Here is a 15,611-nt window from a genome sequence, read left to right as displayed (position 1 = left end):
TTTGCTTTAGTGTAAAAATAATGTATAAAAGCTAAATATTCGCTTTTATGTTATTCATCTTATATGAACAATTCAAGTTCGAAAGTGTCTAGATCTGTTTTTCGACTAGATTCAAAAATTGCGTTGACCTTAAACACCGTCACACTCATGACCTTTATGGCCGCATCCAGCTCTCCCACTCCTCTATATCGCTTGTATCAGCAAGCTTGGCAATTCTCGCCTGTCACATTAACCTTAATTTTTGCAACCTACGCATTTACCTTACTTGCCTCTTTACTCATTATTGGTTCTTTATCTGATTATATTGGACGTCGGCCTGTCATTCTTTCGGCGATTTTTCTGCAAATTGTTTCAATGAGCTTTTTCCTGTTTGCCTCAGATGTTTCTATGCTATTTATTGCTCGTGGTCTGCAAGGTATCGCGACCGGACTTGCCGTTTCTGCTATAGGCGCCGCCATTTTAGATTTCAGTAAGCATCAAGGGTCTCTGATTAATAGTATTGCTCCAATGGTCGGTATGGCAGCTGGTATCTTTATCACTTGTATTATTTTGCAATTCTCAGCTCAACCTTTGCAGCTCGTTTTTGAGCTTTTATGTGTCCTCTTTATATTTCAGCTCATTTTAAGTTTTTTTAACCCTGAAACTGCACAAAAAAGATCGGGCGCACTTGCTTCTTTAAAACCCAACATGGCTATTCCTCACCAAGCGAGAAGTGCTTTATTAAGTATTAGTCCGATTAACATTGCACTTTGGATGGTCAGTGGTTTTTTCTTATCACTTATGCCCTCTTTGCTGGCAAAAATTTTTCAAACCTCTTCTCCATGGTTAAACGGGATTATGTTTATGGCGCTTGCACTCTCAGGTGCAGCAGGCATTTTGACACTTAGAAAATCTACAAATTTTCGTATTTTGCTGACGGGTACCTTATCCATCATTATTGGGGCAACCGTTTTATTTTTAGCGATTAATTTTACAAACGCAGTAGTTTTATTTTTAGGTTCTATTATTACTGGAGTGGGTTTTGGTACCGCTTTTATGGGTGCTATTCGCACAGTAATGCCTCTAGCGTTACCAGAAGAACGTGCTGGTCTGATGGCTGCATTTTTTGTTGAAAGCTATTTGGCTTTTAGTATTCCGGCAATTCTTGCAGGCTACTTTGTGGGTAAAATCGGACTTATGAACAGTGCTAATATTTATATGAGTTTAATTATTAGCCTTGCTCTGATTGCCCTCGTAATGATTTTTAAAAATATAAAAAGCAAATAATGATGTGTTAAAAAGTCAGCCTCAAATGAAGCTGACTTTAGGAATTTACTGATCACGCCAAGGTTTTAAAAACCGCTTTACATACTTTTTAAAGGGCCAAGTAAACTGTTTTACAAAACTATTTGGGATTTTATAACCAACCGTTCCATATACACTTGCCAAATGTTTAGGCATATAGGCTGTTTTGAAAACAACATCATAAAGTGGAATAAAAGCAGCGTAATTTTTATCAATCGCAGGTTTTTCTGAAGAGTGATGCCAATGGTGGAATTCTGGTGTTGCAATAATCCAGCGCAAATATGGAAAACGAAAACGTACATTGGAATGAATAAAAATAGCGTGAAATGAAATAAAAACTAAATAAGCAAAAACAGCTGAAGTATGAAAACCCAACAGGAAAATCGGTAAAGTCGCAATAAAGCGAGTCATCAGTACTTCTATGACATGCAAACGAGAAGATGCTAACCAATCCATATATTCAGTCGAATGATGAATCGCATGAAAGCGCCATAAGAAATTAACTTCATGCATAGCACGGTGCAACCAATACACCGTAAAATCGACCACAATAAGTAACTCAATAAATTGAAGCCAAATCGGTTGAGCTTGTACATAAGGTACAATCGGGTTATCAGGCAGGTGCGTAATCCAATATTGAATTGGCATAACCGTTAAAAAGCTAAATAATTGAATCCCAACATGGCTGACCATGAAATATTTCATATCGGTCACCCAGCCCACCCTTAATATTTTTTGTTCAGGATTTTTAGCAAAAAAACCTTCAAGCGGAATAAAAACAAACGCTAGAATGAATAGGGTTAGTACAAAATAATCGATGCCTGCATAAAACGGTACACTTGGTAAAACGGGTGCTTCAATTACGCCGCAACCCAAAACTGCTGCCAGAAGTGAAAAACATAGCCCGTAGAACCCATATCGGTTTTGACGAACAATTGCACTGAATGCACCAAAACCTGCACTAATCACAATGCCAGTGATCAGGCCATAATAGAAAAGATTATAGTGCTTTGCGTAAAGAGGACGAAGTTCTGGGGTGGTTAATACACTGGGAAATAAAAAACATAAAGCACCAAATAAACAAAGTAAGCTGAGTGACATTGAAATAAAGGCGCTGATTTTCCCTAAACCTGCGTTAAGTTCTAAATTTTCAAATTTTGCTCTTAATTGATCGGTCATAATTCGTATCAACAGTTCTTATTGTGTATACCGCGAATGCTATCAAAATTTAATAATAAATTGGAAAGAACTTTAATTTATCAGATCAACTCAATAAATCTGAAAATGAAATTTTAAATAGCTATAAATAGTTTTTATAAAACCTCAAATATTTAAAAATTTAATTATTTTTTATAGTTCCTCTTAAAAATCAACTTATTAAAGTCAAATAATATTTCTCTCTCTGCATTTCAAACATTAAGCAATAAAAGCATTTTTTAATATAGAGAAGCCTTCCATATGAAAACTTCTCTTTTAGATGGTATTGAAATTCTATTGGAAAGTTTCTGCTACATACATACGGACCATCTCACCCTCGTCATCTTTCACCATAGTTAGAAATTGCCAGCCACATTTTTCATAAAATTCAGTATGGTCTGTTATTAAGTAAAGTGTTTTGATGCCGTGATTACTTAAGTCCTGACGTATAAAATCTAAAACTTTCTTTGCAATATTTTGATTTCGATAATTTTCTTCTACAAATAAAGCACATAAATTTGGTGTTAAATCTTTGCGCTCATGGAAGTCATTATCAATAACTCCTGCACCAGCAATTAAACGATTATTTTCGTCTAAAACGGCATACCACTGTGGAACAATATGCTTTTGATCAATGGAAATCTGAATACTGTCAAGATAGGCTTCTACAGGTACTTGCCACTTTCCGGAAAACCAATGTGCAGCCATTTCTTTATATTTAGGATGGTCAGATAACCGTAATATTTCCATAAAATAAACCTATCTTTAATCAATCTTCAGTTTAAGGTTGAGCTAATGAGCTGTTAACTGGCTGTTTGGTTGGACTCTCATAAGTCGTCTCTGCAACTGGCGAAACTCGCCAAATAGTATTGCCCACATCATCTGCGACTAACACTGCCCCAGAAAAATCTATTGCTACACCTACAGGACGCCCATAAGCTTTACCTTTATCACTGAGGAATCCAGTCAAAATATCTTGAGGCGGCCCAGATGGTTGACCACTTCTAAATGGCACATACACTACCTTATAACCACTATGCGGTTTACGGTTCCATGAACCATGCTGACCAATCAATGCACCACCACGAAATTGTGGCATGAGTTCGGCTGCGTAAAATGTAAGGCCTAAAGAAGCAGTATGGTTACCTAGTGCATAATCAGGTTTAATTGCACGCGCAACCATTTCAGGATTTTGTGGTTTTACTCGTATATCTACATGTTGACCATAGTAGCTATAAGGCCAGCCATAAAAAGCACCATCTTGAACTGACGTCATATAGTCAGGGACTAAATCACTGCCAATTTCATCACGCTCATTAACAACCGTCCAGAGTTTTCCGCTTTGAGGTTGCCAAGCCATACCATTTGGATTACGCAGTCCCGTTGCAAATGGACGTGACTGACCACTTGCAATATCAAACTCCATAATTTGTGCTCGACCTTTTTCTTTTTCCATACCATTTTCAGCAACATTACTGTTAGAACCGACGGTAATATAAAGCTTTGTACCTGCTGGGTTAGCGATCACATTTTTGGTCCAGTGGTGATTTAAAGGACCGCCCGGTAAGTCCAATACTTTAGTTCCACTTGCTGTAATTTGAGTTTCGCCCTCTTGATAAGGAAAACGCATAAGTGAATCGGTATTGGCGACATACAGGTTATTACCTACCAGTGCCATACCAAATGGGGAATTCAAATCTTTGAGAAATACGGTTTTTTGATCAGCTACTCCGTCTCCATTGGTGTCACGAAGTAAACTAATACGGTTAGCACTCGGATGAGATGATCCTGCACGTCTCATCACGAAAGTCATAATTTTACCCTTAATCCCTTTACCATCTTCTGGTTTAGACGGAGCATCTGTTTCAGCCACCAATATATCACCATTTGGTAACACATAAAGCCAACGCGGGTGTTCAAGCCCTTGTACAAATGCTTTTACCTTCAGACCTTCTGCAGGCGTTGGCATAACACCACTCGGCCAGCCTTCTGCTGGTGCTATATTCACGGTTGGAAATAAACTTGATTTAGGCTCAGGCAATTTTGGTTCAGGCCCATAGCTCTCGTTAATAGAATATTGAGAGGATGAAGCACATCCAGCTAATATAATTAAAACCGTAGTGCCAAAAATTGGCAGTAAAAAACGTGTAGGCATGGGTTATCTCCATTTATTTTTTGTCGTCATGGAAATAGCGTAATTGATATAGGTAATTAAACAAGAAACTTTAATTGGGTCTTTTGTTTATCGCTTGAAAAAAACCTTCTTTATCTTTCGGAGAAATCATCACTGATGCGACTTCTCCATTTTTCATATAATAAATTTTGAGTCGATCTAATGAGAGCGCTGGAGATGAAAGTGGATTATGAGTAGGTTCTATTTGAGTAATATCATTAATATTAATTTTCCATCGGAATACCAAGCTCTTAATAATTAAGGTGTCGTTTTCTACTACGTAATAAGTGTTAAAAATTGGAAGCCAAATGACAAAAATAATTAAACTATAAATAATGAGATGCGGAAAATTTGAAGCTAAAGAATAATTATGATTTGCTTCATAAATTTTCATAACAATGATGGCAGTAGTAACAATAAATATTAATAAAAGCCACCAATCAATTTTTGATCTAAATTTCAAAAGTTATTCTCCATTCTAAAATCTCATTTATAAAGGGGCTTTCTATAATTTTTAAGAAAACAATTAAACTAAAAATTAGCTCTAAATGTTAAAGATATAAAATCTCGATCATCTATGGTGCTAAATTCATTAGAACCAAAAAAGTTATTATAGGCAATCTCTGTTGTATATTTTTGTTGGTAAGTCATAGATAACGCGGCACTTACACTCATTTGACCTTCTTGAAAGTTTTGGCTATATCCATGAACGTCATGTCTAAAACTAAGACTTGGAGTAATAACTGTAGAAGGTAAAATATCTTGATAGCTTAATGCGCCACGTAATCGGTAACCAAATGACCATTCATTAAAAAATCCATTTTTATTACAAAAACGTTCATTTAAGTTGTCAATTTCTGCATTTGTAAGATGAGCTGTACCATACGGCGTACATTTAAAGTCGCCTGTTTCGGGATTATAAGCACCTGTTGAAAGCTCACTACGGCCAAATGCACCTGTCCGACCTATTCGATGATTACCAATATCTGCGATATGATTTAAGGCAAACTCTGTAGACCATGTCATCGAATTTGCGCCCAAAATATTAAATATGCTGTCAGTTGCTCCGACCGAAAATTGTGTTACAGGTAAACGTACATATCCTTGAATATATTGGCCTAATTCAACAGTTTCCCCTGGAGGGGAAAATGGTGTGCCATCCGATAACACTTGAGCATACACAATGTCGGTACCGTTTAATTGCAAAGGTTGATTGGGCTTGTGTGCTAATTCACTGAAAACTGTTGTGGTGCCAACTTTCCCAGTCAGACTTAATCCAAACATTTTTATATTTTCAGGATAGATAGAAAAATAACTTGCGGTATTAAAATGCTCTGGCCCCCGCGCTGTTACTGCCGTTCCATCAAAGTTTGCATTACGGCTATGATAATTCGCATAGTAAATACCTAACTCAGCATTATTTAAACTTGGTAATGTCTGTTTTAAAGCAATACCATATTGGCCATTGTCCTTTGCTTTTCTACTTTCTGCACGTGGAATATAACTACCTAAACGCACTGCCGTATCAGATAACTTATCACCCCCTCCAGCAATCAGAACTGGTCCCGCGTTTTCGGGAACAAAGTCTGAAATCTCAAAGAAAGTCCCGCTGCCATCAACAACTGAAGGCCTAAATTTAAATTGATAGAATCCTTCTATTTTCAAATTTTTATTAATGCTTGTATCAAATGAGAACATTCCGGTTGGAATGATTCTTTCTTTTGCATCACCAGCTGGTCGGTTGATTGCAGCAAAATCGAATGCACTCACCGAATTTAAACCGTTTTGGAAAAACTGAGATTTCCCCCAACTTAAAGTCTGTTTACCCAGTTTTAAGTTTATAGTTCGTCCATTGTTAAGTTCAAAATCTTTCCATATATAGGCATTCCATAAATCAATTCCTTTGAACTTTGCGAGCCTTGGCCACGCTGAATCATTAAAGGGTTTAAAGTCTCCTTCTCCTGTCTCATAGGCATGGTCATACCAGTATTTAGTACTGATGACCGCACCCTGCTGTTTTCCATTTAATTTGACTTCAGTTATGCCTCTAATGATCTGTGAGATGGCATCATATTTACTAAAATTCATGCGCCCATCATCACCATTCACATCAATGCTAGAACCTTGCTTACCTATTTTATTAGCGTCAGGCCGATAAAGTAATGAAACGGATGGATCTTGTGTACTCCAACTGGCACCAAGGCTTAATGTCGTTTTTGTATCGAACTTCCAGTCTTTATCAACATCAAAACTAGCTGCATTTGCTTTAGACATGAATAAAATCAGACTTAATGAAACACCTATTTTTTGAATATATAAAATATGTTGGTTTGTTTGATTTAAATATACGTAATGCCTCATCATATTATCTCCCTGTAAATATGATTGTTCTTATTTATTGCTTATTACTCAAAGCCATCCATTGGCTTTTAAATGGTTTACATAAGCAGGTATTTTTTTCGTACTACGCAGGTTGTTCCCCCTGATCTAACTGTTGAATAAATTGCTCAGCTAAGGGCCAATAACCAAAGCCTGATGCAGGGTTCAAATGTCCCACCGCACCTAAATTTACGAGTTGACTACCCCATTTTTCTGCCATATCACTTACAGCTTCATAGCGAGCTAAATGGTCATTGGTGCTTGCAACCAAAATGCTAGGGAAAGGTAACTTTTGATGAGGTAAAGGGTTCCATCCTTCTTGATGAAGTACGACTGGGCTCGGATAATTTGCAGGCCAACTTTCGTTTAAGTCAGGTGGGGTAACAAGTAGAGCACCTTGAATTGGTCTTTGATGTTTGGCAGCCCAGTGTATAGTCATCAGAACACCCGCGCTGTGGGCAACTAAAATGACAGGACCTTGTATTTGTTCGAGCTGTACTTGTATGGCAGCAACTCTATTTTCACAATTGAGTTTATTGGTTTGTACAGGTGGTACGGAGCGAACCTTCGCTAGTCTTGTTTCTAAGATCGTTTGCCAATGCTCGGGAACGTGGTCGCGTAACCCCGGAATAATTAAAATCGTTGCTCTGGTTTGTATTTTTTCCATTTTGACGCCTGTGAACTTTGCCATCTAGGATGCACAAGAATTTTTATAAAACTCCATTCACAATAAAGGCTCATTTCAGTTAATGGTGTACATAAGGCGTCACGGACTTTTCATTTGACGACACATCTTTTTAAAATTTCTTAAATTCATTAAAATAATTTTTGTAATTACAATTAACTTAAGAGAAGAAGTTTCAAATTAAGCGTACTTAACAATTAAGCTCTTAAATAAAAGCTTTTGTAATGTGTATATTTTGGTTATAACTAGATATGAGCTGTAAGGAATATGGCTGATTAAGAACAAGGAGATAATAAAATGGTACCTCTTGCGCATACGGCCTCTTTAAAAAATTATTTGGCAGTTGCTCAACAATTAGATCTAAACCCCTACCATTTATTATCACGTGTTGGGCTTAGTCAAACTCAATTAAATGATCTTAAACAACGCATTCCTGTAGATAAAGCCATTACCTTGCTTGAAGACTCAGCCCAAATGAGTAGCTGCGATGTTTTCGGTTTACATATGGCAGAGCAACGCGAAATTGCAGATTTTGGTGAAATTAGCCTTTTGTTAAATTATCAGCACACTTTACGAGATGCCTTACAAACGATTGTTCGTTATAGGAATTTACTCAATAACTCACTTGAGATTTATATTGAGGAAGTCGATGATACGGTGGTTATTCGAGAAGAAGTCGTGACTACAACTTGCGGATATAGTCGTCAAGCCACTGAACTTGCTTTAGGAATTACCCATCGTTTTTGTGCAGCGTTACTGATGCAAAAATGGCGACCATTAAGTGTTCACTTCACCCATAATCCACCAAGCGATTTAACCCTCCATCGGCGGATTTTTGGCTGTGCCTTAGAATTTGGAAGTGACTTTAATGGTATTGTTTGTACCGCGGCCGAACTTGATACAACAAATCCTCAAGCAAATCTGGCTATGGCCAACCATGCACAGCGTTATTTAGATATTTTACAGAATAGTAATGAATCAACCATGATTTTTGATATTCGTAAAAGTATTTATCTTCTTTTACCAATGGGTCGCGCTACGATTGATCAAGTCGCTCAAACACATGGTCTTCATGTCCGGACCTTACAGCGTCGCTTAGAAGAAGCACAGACGAGTTTTAGTGATTTAATCAATGAAGTACGTAAAGACCTCGTATTGCGCTATTTAAAAAATCTAAATTATTCACTCGCTCAAGTGTCTGATATTTTAGGTTATTCGATGCCGAGCTCTTTTACGCGTTGGTTCATTAATCAATTTGGGATGTCACCGAATATGTGGCGTAGTCATAACAAATCGCTACTGAATTAAACACGGGTGTATTTAGAGTAAAGAAGATGAATTGATTCAAAACAGCTTTAAATAAAAGAAGAAGTTTTGTGAATAACCCAGAACCTCCTCTAAAGATTTAAAATTAACTTAAAACCAAAAGTGCATTAAGGCTAAAACTAATACCACTAAAAATATGCTTTCACCGACCATGAGAAGAATTGGTTTAATCCCGACAGATGCCAATTCTTTCAACTGAGTTTTCATACCCAAAGCACTAATTGCGATGACTAAAAACCAGCGTGATAAATCGTTTATTCCATTTTGAATCATTACTGGTACCCACCCTGTACTGTTAATACAAGCCAGTATTAAAAAGCCAACTGCAAACCAAGGCAGTAATGGTGGACGCTCCCCCATTGTATCTGCACCTTGCATGCGGGTAATCATTGCCGCACAAACAATCACTGGAAGTAACATTGCTACACGCATCAGTTTAACTACAGTCGCAGTATCACCTGTTTCGGTAGACATGCTATAACCTGCTCCCACCACTTGCGCTACATCATGAATGGTAGCTCCGAGAAAGACACCCGCAGCTTGTGGCGATAGCTCTAACCACTTCGCAATCATTGGATAGACAATCATTGCTAATGTTGAAAGTGCAGAGACCCCAATGACAGTAAACAAGGTCGCTTTTTCTTTTTGGGGATGATTTGGAAAGGCAGCTGACAATGCTAGCGCAGCTGAAGCACCACAAATTGCGGTTGATCCACCGGTCAACATACCAAATAGTCTTTGGAAACCTAAAATTTTAGCAGCAATCACTGAAACGGCGATTGTTACAATAACCAGAGTTATGACTAAGGCTACAGGCTGCCACCCTAGTGCAGTGATTTGTCCTAAAGTTATACGCATGCCGAGTAAGGCAATACCCATTCGAAGCACAGTACGTGCGGTGAATTCAATACCTGCCTTACATTTACTTTCGGCTGCTAAAAAATTTAGACTCATACCTAGCAGTAAGGCAAATAACATGACTGGGGCACCATAGTGCTCAGATAAAAAACAGGCAGCCGCAGCAACGACTGAACTGACCACAAAACCCGGTGCTAATTCTCGTGTGCGCTGGGTAAAATTTTTCAAAACTAAGCTAGCCATGATTTTCCCCAGAACCCATCACAATAAATACTTTTTCCTCAATCACTTCTACGGGATAGGTTGCAACTTTGAGCTGAGAAGAATTAACTAAACAGCCATTTGTTAAATCAAAGCGTAGACCATGGGCACAGCACTGAATTACTCGTCCTTCTAAACGTCCGCTAAATAGCGATGCGCCCTGATGAGGACAACTGTCATCGATTGCATAAAATTGAGTCGCAATATTAAATAGCGCAAGAGTTTTATCTCCGACTTTAAAAAAAGCCCGTTCGCCTGAATTCGGTATTTTGTCTAGAGGTACTTCAAATCGAGTAGTCACATTAATTCTCCCTGAACAACAAGTGCCTCGTGCATCGCTTGATAAAGTGCATCTGCTGATTGCGCTCCAACTAATGCAGAGGCCCGATCAAAAATAAAGTAAGGCACACCATTACCTCCTGTACTTGCAGAGATAAAATCTTGATGATCTTGAATAAGTAAATTTTTGATTAGCTCAGGTGGGAAGCCACAACGTTTCGCGATTTTGTATAAAGTGGTGGTATTTCCAATGTCTAAGCCATCATAAAAATATGCAGCAAAGAGCTGTTCTAACAGCATATTGCACTGCTCAGGAGTACCGATCTTTAAAGCTTTATCAAATAAGCGATGAGCCTTAGCCGTGTTTGGCATGCGTTTAATCTGTTCAAAATCGATTTTGAGGCCAACCTTATTTGCGGCTTTATTGACTTGTTCCTGTCTCATGTGAACTGCTGTCAAGCTACCTAATCTTTTCAAATAGAATGTTTGAAAAGGCACTCCTTCAACTGCCAAGTCTGGTATGAGCTGAACACCTCGCCAATGCACGACAACTTTGACGCTAGGGTGAAGCTGATAAAATCTATTTATAGCGATCAGTAACTGACGTTTTCCGATCAAACACCAAGGACAAATAAAGTCAAAAAATACATCAATGTGTAATTGCCGAATCATCATTTATTATTCATCCTACATTTTTGTATTTGGTTATCTGAATGATTTTTAAGTTCAGTCATTCCTTGCTGTTCAAAGCGTGCAATATCTTTGTGATAATGGCGTTTGGCATAAAAAAATACGGCAGCGGCTGCAATACTGACCAATGGCATCAGCTGAAATGCGCTGTGTAAACCGATCACATCAGATACTTTGCCAACGACCAAAGGACCAAGCGCTAAACCCAGAAAATTATTAGCTAAGGTGAGCGTTGCAAACGCAGAGCCATGAACTGAGTTATGTGTGAGATTGGCTACCATGGCACTGGATGGACCATTGGTTCCTAGGGCAATAAACATTCCAAGGCAAATTAGAAGTAACTGGCTGCGCCCCGCAGGCACAGCAAAAGCAATTAATAAAAGCACACAACTGACCAAGCAGTATGTAATGGCTAAACTAACCTTACGATCAGGACAATTACGGCCCAAATAATCACATAACATACCGCATAGAATTGTACCTACAGCACTACAGAGTACAATCACTGCTGCCATTACACCTGCTTTGTCAGTACTCATGCCGTAATAGCGATTGAGATAACTCGGCATCCAGACAATCACCGTGCCACCAACAAATAGTTGCAACCCACTACCAATGTAAGTGGCAATGACTGAACGACTTGAATATAAAGTTTTTAAAGGACTTTGAATGTGCTTGGTTTTGCTACGATTCTTATTTTGATGTGAAGAAGCTATTCTTTTTTCTTTGACTAGAACTGGATATAGAAAAGCCAAAATGAGGCCAAATAAAGCAATAGCGCCAAAAGCCCAACGCCAGCCAAAGTGCTGAGCGAGAACACCACCTAAGGCCATACCCAAAAATGAACCGAATACACCGCCAGCCATAAAAGCACTAGCAAGTGTTGCACGCATTTCCCTTGGAAAAACAGCTACAACCACTGCAATACCAACACTGCCATAGGCCGCCTCACCTACACCAACCATAAAACGAGCAATAAACATTTGCTCATAGTTTTCAGCAAGTGCACACCCTAAAGTCGCTAAACTCCATAATGCCGCCATAATGGCCAAGCTTTTAACTCGTCCAAAACGGTCTGCTAATAAAGATAACGGCAGAGTCAATAAACCTACCATTAAGGCGACAATGCCACTGAGCAAACCTAGCTGGCTGTCACTGAGTAACCATTCAGTTTTGAGCAACGGAAAGACTGCGTTTAATACTTGCCGTGACATGTAATCTGAAATGAGTAAACCAAAAGTTAAAGCAAAAACAAGCCATGCATAACGACGAGGTATACTGATTGACGTATCAACATCGCTCATCTGATCTGAATACTGATGCGCATTCATAAGACCTCCTTGTATTTTTTATAATTTCTATTGAGCGAGTGCAGCATTACATCTTTAAACTCAAAGCAAATAAGCTGCACTACAATTAAGGTCTAAATTCCATTAGACCTTGTTACATTAGTTACGCTGAGGAACGCCTTTGTGCCCTGCTTTACGGTTGGGTGCCATACCATTTGCGATTAGGGTTTCTTCGATACTGTTGTATTGCACCCCAATGCGGTAAATTTCACGAGCTTCTTTTCCTGATGCAATTTCACGACCTAATTCATGGGCAATCCGAACGGTTTGCTTAATTTGCTCTACAGAGGAAAAACGGCGTCCGTGATGATCAATAATCGTATCTTCGTTACCTACACGAGCATGTAACCCCATTGCCATCGACATGGTGTTAAAAGGTAATACATTTTTGAGCAGAGATTCGGATGTCAAAGTACACCCATCAGGTACGCGATGAATAAAATTAAAGAAATTAAATGGGTTTGGACCATCAAAACCACCACCAATTCCAATCCAAGTTAAGTTTAACGGCCCCATATACAACCCTTTACGCACCATACGTTCTAGGGTTTCAAGACCATGCATTCCCGTTAACTGAAAGTGTGGTTGAATATTGTTTTTACACAAGCGCTTAATATGTTCAGTTACCCATGCTGGACCAGCTGGCACGGTCATCTCAGCATAGGCTGCCTGAGTCGCTGGATGTGCCAATGAAGTCCCTTCTAAATATTCAGGATAGAGCAATTCCATAATATTCATTTGGGTGGTGTTAATAGCTACCGTGACCTGATCAGGTTTTGGTGTAAGTTCGGCTAACATATGTCGAGTGTCATCACTTAGCCATAGTGCCGCCTCACCTTCACTCTCTGGTGCAAATGAAATCGAACCACCCACCTGAATAATCATGTCAGGCACAGCTTCACGAACACCTGCGATGAGTTCATTAAATTTTGAGAGACGTTTAGAGCCTTTGCCATCAAGCTCACGGACATGTAAATGCAGCACCGTAGCACCCGCTTCATAACACTCGACCGCTTTTTGTATTTGCTCATCCATGGTCACAGGAATATCTTCGGGAAAGTCTTCAGGCATCCATTCCGGTCCATACGGCGCAACCGTGATTACCACTTTTTCCATATTTTCTGGGTGCAAAGAATCGTCAAAGAATTGCATGTGCATCTCCTTATATATTTTATGAATTTTCAATCAGATAGAATTTTTTAATCTGTAGATTTAATAGGTTGCGTCACCAATAATGCCGGCCCGTTCCATTTTTCGATGACATGGCGGATAGTCCATCACGGCATAGTGTTGTGTACTGCGGTTATCCCAAATTGCAATACTGTTAGGCTTCCAACGCCAGCGTACTTGAAACTCTGGAATATAGGCTTGAGAAATTAAGTAACGTAGTAGTTCAGCTGCGCCCGGATTGGCATCTTGTCCAAATCTGACTCGCTCTTTGGTGTGATAGTTACTGAAATGGGTGGTAAACGCGTTGACGTATAAAATTTTCTCGCCCGTTTCAGGATGAGTACGTACCACTGGATGCTCTGCATCGGGGAACTTTTCTTTTAATTCCAAACGCTTCTCAAGTGGCAACGCAGCGCCAAAACTCGCTTCTATGCTGTGGTACGCACGTAAGTCTGCAATCTTATCCTTAATATCTTCAGGTAAAAACTCATAGGCCATGACCATATTTGTCCACATTGTATCGCCACCTACAGATGGACATTCAACACAATGCAGCACACATCCCATAGGTGGGGCCTTGCGCCAGCTTGCATCGCTATGCCAAGAATTTTCATAACGATCAACTGGACTTTCGGGGCTTTTATAAATCTGCAATAAACCAGGATGATCAGGATGGCTCCTGACCGCTGGATGAGCTTCTAATTGCCCGAATTTTTCTGCAAATGCGACATGATCCTGACGGGTTAAATGTTGATCTCGTAAAAACAAAACACGATGTTTAAGCAGTTGGGTACGAATTTCAGAAAATAAACCATCGTCGTAAATTGCATCAGACAGTTTTATACCACTTAACTCTGCACCAATATTGCAAGTTAGCTGTTCAATTTGCATAAGAAATCCCTTCAAATTACAAAAATTGATGAACCTATTGTTTTACGTGCTTCTAAATCACGATGAGCTTGCACGGCATCCTTTAGCTCATAGCGCTGATTAATTTCAATTTTGATTCGTCCATGTCGAACATGATCGAATAATTCATTGGCCAGTTCTTTTTTCTCGGCAGGATCTGCAATGTAATCTGCTAAAGCTGGACGCGTTACAAACAGTGAACCTTTTATGGCAAGTAATACCGGATCAAAAGCAGGAATTGGACCAGATGCAGTGCCTACACAGACTAATAAACCACGGCGTTTTAGAGAATCTAATGAACTCATGAAAGTGGCTTGACCGACACTATCGAAAACGACATTTACACCAACGCCACCAGTTAGCTCGCGTACACGTTCAGCAACATTTTCATGGCTATAATTAATGACATGATCACAACCATGAGCTCGTGCTACGGCAGCTTTTTCTTCAGAAGATGTGGTACCGATAACTGTTAAGCCAAGTAATTTAGCCCATTGAGAAACAATCAACCCAACACCGCCTGCAGCTGCATGCAATAAAATTGAATCGCCAGCTTTAAAGTTATAAATACGGCGCATTAGATAAGCAGCGGTCAACCCTCTCATGGTCATGGCTGCCGCTGTTTCACAAGAAATTTCTTCGGGTAATTTAATCAGCGCATCTGCTGAAATTAGACGGTTGGTGCTATATGCACCTAAAGTATTTAAAAAACCTGTATAAGTGACCCGATCACCCACTTTAAGCTGAGTGACCCCTTCACCTAAAGCTTCGACAACACCAGAAGCCTCGACACCCATGCCATTAGGCATTGGAATTTTATATGTTCCATTACGAAAATATGTATCGGCATAATTTAAACCGACTGCCACATGGCGTAGGCGTACTTCTCCAGCTTTTGGGTCTCCTACTTCTACATCTTCATAGCGCATTACTTCAGGCGTTCCTGTTCCATAGAAACGTATAGCTTTCGTCAACGTCATGTCCTATCCCATATTTTGGTTTTTTATTAAGTGCCTATAACAGCAATAACTCAAACTACAATAAGTAGGAT

At 39.2% G+C, this 15,611-nt stretch carries 15 protein-coding genes; 2 read left to right on the top strand and 13 right to left on the bottom strand.

The window, feature by feature from the left end:
• Positions 1-63: 63 nt before the first annotated feature.
• The gene (locus AC2117_RS06305; protein WP_197730995.1) at positions 64-1,266 is read left to right on the top strand and encodes an MFS transporter; all 1,203 of its coding nucleotides are present in this window, start codon (positions 64-66) and stop codon (positions 1,264-1,266) included.
• Positions 1,267-1,311: 45 nt separating this feature from the next.
• Here the strand turns inward: AC2117_RS06305 and AC2117_RS06300 are convergent, their stop codons facing one another.
• From AC2117_RS06300 to AC2117_RS06275, 6 genes are all read right to left on the bottom strand, one after another.
• Positions 1,312-2,463 carry a sterol desaturase family protein gene (locus AC2117_RS06300; protein WP_133972700.1) on the bottom strand — a complete coding sequence of 384 codons (1,152 nt, stop codon included), beginning with the start codon at positions 2,461-2,463 and terminating at the stop codon, positions 1,312-1,314.
• A 312-nt stretch (positions 2,464-2,775) separates the two neighbouring features.
• Entirely contained in the window at positions 2,776-3,231 is a 456-nt protein-coding gene (locus tag AC2117_RS06295; protein ID WP_133972698.1) for a GNAT family N-acetyltransferase, read from the bottom strand.
• A 31-nt stretch (positions 3,232-3,262) separates the two neighbouring features.
• Positions 3,263-4,636, bottom strand: coding sequence for a PQQ-dependent sugar dehydrogenase (locus AC2117_RS06290; protein WP_133972696.1), 1,374 nt, complete (start codon positions 4,634-4,636; stop codon positions 3,263-3,265).
• 70 nt (positions 4,637-4,706) lie between these two features.
• Positions 4,707-5,117 carry a PH domain-containing protein gene (locus tag AC2117_RS06285; RefSeq protein ID WP_133972694.1) on the bottom strand — a complete coding sequence of 137 codons (411 nt, stop codon included), beginning with the start codon at positions 5,115-5,117 and terminating at the stop codon, positions 4,707-4,709.
• Positions 5,118-5,185: 68 nt separating this feature from the next.
• Positions 5,186-7,015 (bottom strand): DUF1302 domain-containing protein, encoded by a 1,830-nt coding sequence (locus AC2117_RS06280; RefSeq protein WP_133976226.1) that lies wholly within the window; start codon positions 7,013-7,015, stop codon positions 5,186-5,188.
• 103 nt (positions 7,016-7,118) lie between these two features.
• Positions 7,119-7,724, bottom strand: a complete 606-nt coding sequence (locus AC2117_RS06275) for an RBBP9/YdeN family alpha/beta hydrolase (RefSeq protein ID WP_133972692.1) — start codon at positions 7,722-7,724, stop codon at positions 7,119-7,121.
• 291 nt (positions 7,725-8,015) lie between these two features.
• Here AC2117_RS06275 and AC2117_RS06270 point away from each other — a divergent pair, with 291 nt between their 5' ends.
• On the top strand, positions 8,016-9,026 hold the full coding sequence (locus AC2117_RS06270) for an AraC family transcriptional regulator (RefSeq protein WP_133972690.1): 1,011 nt from the start codon (positions 8,016-8,018) through the stop codon (positions 9,024-9,026).
• Between the two features lie 108 nt (positions 9,027-9,134).
• Here the strand turns inward: AC2117_RS06270 and AC2117_RS06265 are convergent, their stop codons facing one another.
• The 7 genes from AC2117_RS06265 to AC2117_RS06235 all read right to left on the bottom strand — a co-directional run bounded on the left by AC2117_RS06265 (position 9,135) and on the right by AC2117_RS06235 (position 15,540).
• A complete protein-coding gene (locus AC2117_RS06265) occupies positions 9,135-10,145 on the bottom strand; it encodes a YeiH family protein (RefSeq protein WP_133972688.1) in 1,011 nt (336 codons plus the stop codon).
• Positions 10,138-10,464 (bottom strand): Rieske (2Fe-2S) protein, encoded by a 327-nt coding sequence (locus tag AC2117_RS06260; protein WP_133972686.1) that lies wholly within the window; start codon positions 10,462-10,464, stop codon positions 10,138-10,140. Before AC2117_RS06260 ends, AC2117_RS06265 begins: the two co-directional genes overlap by 8 nt.
• Positions 10,461-11,117, bottom strand: coding sequence for a DsbA family oxidoreductase (locus AC2117_RS06255; protein WP_133972684.1), 657 nt, complete (start codon positions 11,115-11,117; stop codon positions 10,461-10,463). The genes AC2117_RS06260 and AC2117_RS06255 overlap by 4 nt, the downstream gene beginning before the upstream one ends.
• The gene (locus AC2117_RS06250) at positions 11,114-12,463 is read right to left on the bottom strand and encodes an MFS transporter (protein ID WP_133972682.1); all 1,350 of its coding nucleotides are present in this window, start codon (positions 12,461-12,463) and stop codon (positions 11,114-11,116) included. The genes AC2117_RS06255 and AC2117_RS06250 overlap by 4 nt, the downstream gene beginning before the upstream one ends.
• A gap of 117 nt (positions 12,464-12,580) precedes the next feature.
• Positions 12,581-13,633 (bottom strand): 3-keto-5-aminohexanoate cleavage protein, encoded by a 1,053-nt coding sequence (locus tag AC2117_RS06245; RefSeq protein ID WP_133972680.1) that lies wholly within the window; start codon positions 13,631-13,633, stop codon positions 12,581-12,583.
• A 60-nt stretch (positions 13,634-13,693) separates the two neighbouring features.
• Positions 13,694-14,542 (bottom strand): TauD/TfdA dioxygenase family protein, encoded by an 849-nt coding sequence (locus AC2117_RS06240; protein ID WP_133972678.1) that lies wholly within the window; start codon positions 14,540-14,542, stop codon positions 13,694-13,696.
• 11 nt (positions 14,543-14,553) lie between these two features.
• Complete coding sequence (locus AC2117_RS06235) at positions 14,554-15,540, bottom strand: quinone oxidoreductase family protein (RefSeq protein WP_133972676.1); 987 nt, start codon at positions 15,538-15,540, stop codon at positions 14,554-14,556.
• Positions 15,541-15,611: the final 71 nt, after the last annotated feature.

Origin of the sequence: Acinetobacter calcoaceticus (assembly GCF_900520355.1) — a bacterium.
GTDB classification, from domain to species: Bacteria; Pseudomonadota; Gammaproteobacteria; order Pseudomonadales; family Moraxellaceae; genus Acinetobacter; species Acinetobacter calcoaceticus_C.
The sequence above is the reverse complement of the archived record's forward strand: the minus strand, read 5'-3'. Positions and strand labels throughout refer to the sequence as shown.

What these genes read in the sequence shown, in the direction of transcription:
- AC2117_RS06305 (WP_197730995.1), top strand. Translation starts at nt 64, where the DNA reads ATGAACAATTCAAGTTCGAAAGTGTCTAGATCTGTTTTTCGACTAGAT.
- AC2117_RS06300 (WP_133972700.1), bottom strand. Translation starts at nt 2,463, where the DNA reads ATGACCGATCAATTAAGAGCAAAATTTGAAAATTTAGAACTTAACGCA.
- AC2117_RS06295 (WP_133972698.1), bottom strand. Translation starts at nt 3,231, where the DNA reads ATGGAAATATTACGGTTATCTGACCATCCTAAATATAAAGAAATGGCT.
- AC2117_RS06290 (WP_133972696.1), bottom strand. Translation starts at nt 4,636, where the DNA reads ATGCCTACACGTTTTTTACTGCCAATTTTTGGCACTACGGTTTTAATT.
- AC2117_RS06280 (WP_133976226.1), bottom strand. Translation starts at nt 7,015, where the DNA reads ATGAGGCATTACGTATATTTAAATCAAACAAACCAACATATTTTATAT.
- AC2117_RS06275 (WP_133972692.1), bottom strand. Translation starts at nt 7,724, where the DNA reads ATGGCAAAGTTCACAGGCGTCAAAATGGAAAAAATACAAACCAGAGCA.
- AC2117_RS06270 (WP_133972690.1), top strand. Translation starts at nt 8,016, where the DNA reads ATGGTACCTCTTGCGCATACGGCCTCTTTAAAAAATTATTTGGCAGTT.
- AC2117_RS06265 (WP_133972688.1), bottom strand. Translation starts at nt 10,145, where the DNA reads ATGGCTAGCTTAGTTTTGAAAAATTTTACCCAGCGCACACGAGAATTA.
- AC2117_RS06255 (WP_133972684.1), bottom strand. Translation starts at nt 11,117, where the DNA reads ATGATGATTCGGCAATTACACATTGATGTATTTTTTGACTTTATTTGT.
- AC2117_RS06250 (WP_133972682.1), bottom strand. Translation starts at nt 12,463, where the DNA reads ATGAATGCGCATCAGTATTCAGATCAGATGAGCGATGTTGATACGTCA.
- AC2117_RS06245 (WP_133972680.1), bottom strand. Translation starts at nt 13,633, where the DNA reads ATGCAATTCTTTGACGATTCTTTGCACCCAGAAAATATGGAAAAAGTG.
- AC2117_RS06240 (WP_133972678.1), bottom strand. Translation starts at nt 14,542, where the DNA reads ATGCAAATTGAACAGCTAACTTGCAATATTGGTGCAGAGTTAAGTGGT.
- AC2117_RS06235 (WP_133972676.1), bottom strand. Translation starts at nt 15,540, where the DNA reads ATGACGTTGACGAAAGCTATACGTTTCTATGGAACAGGAACGCCTGAA.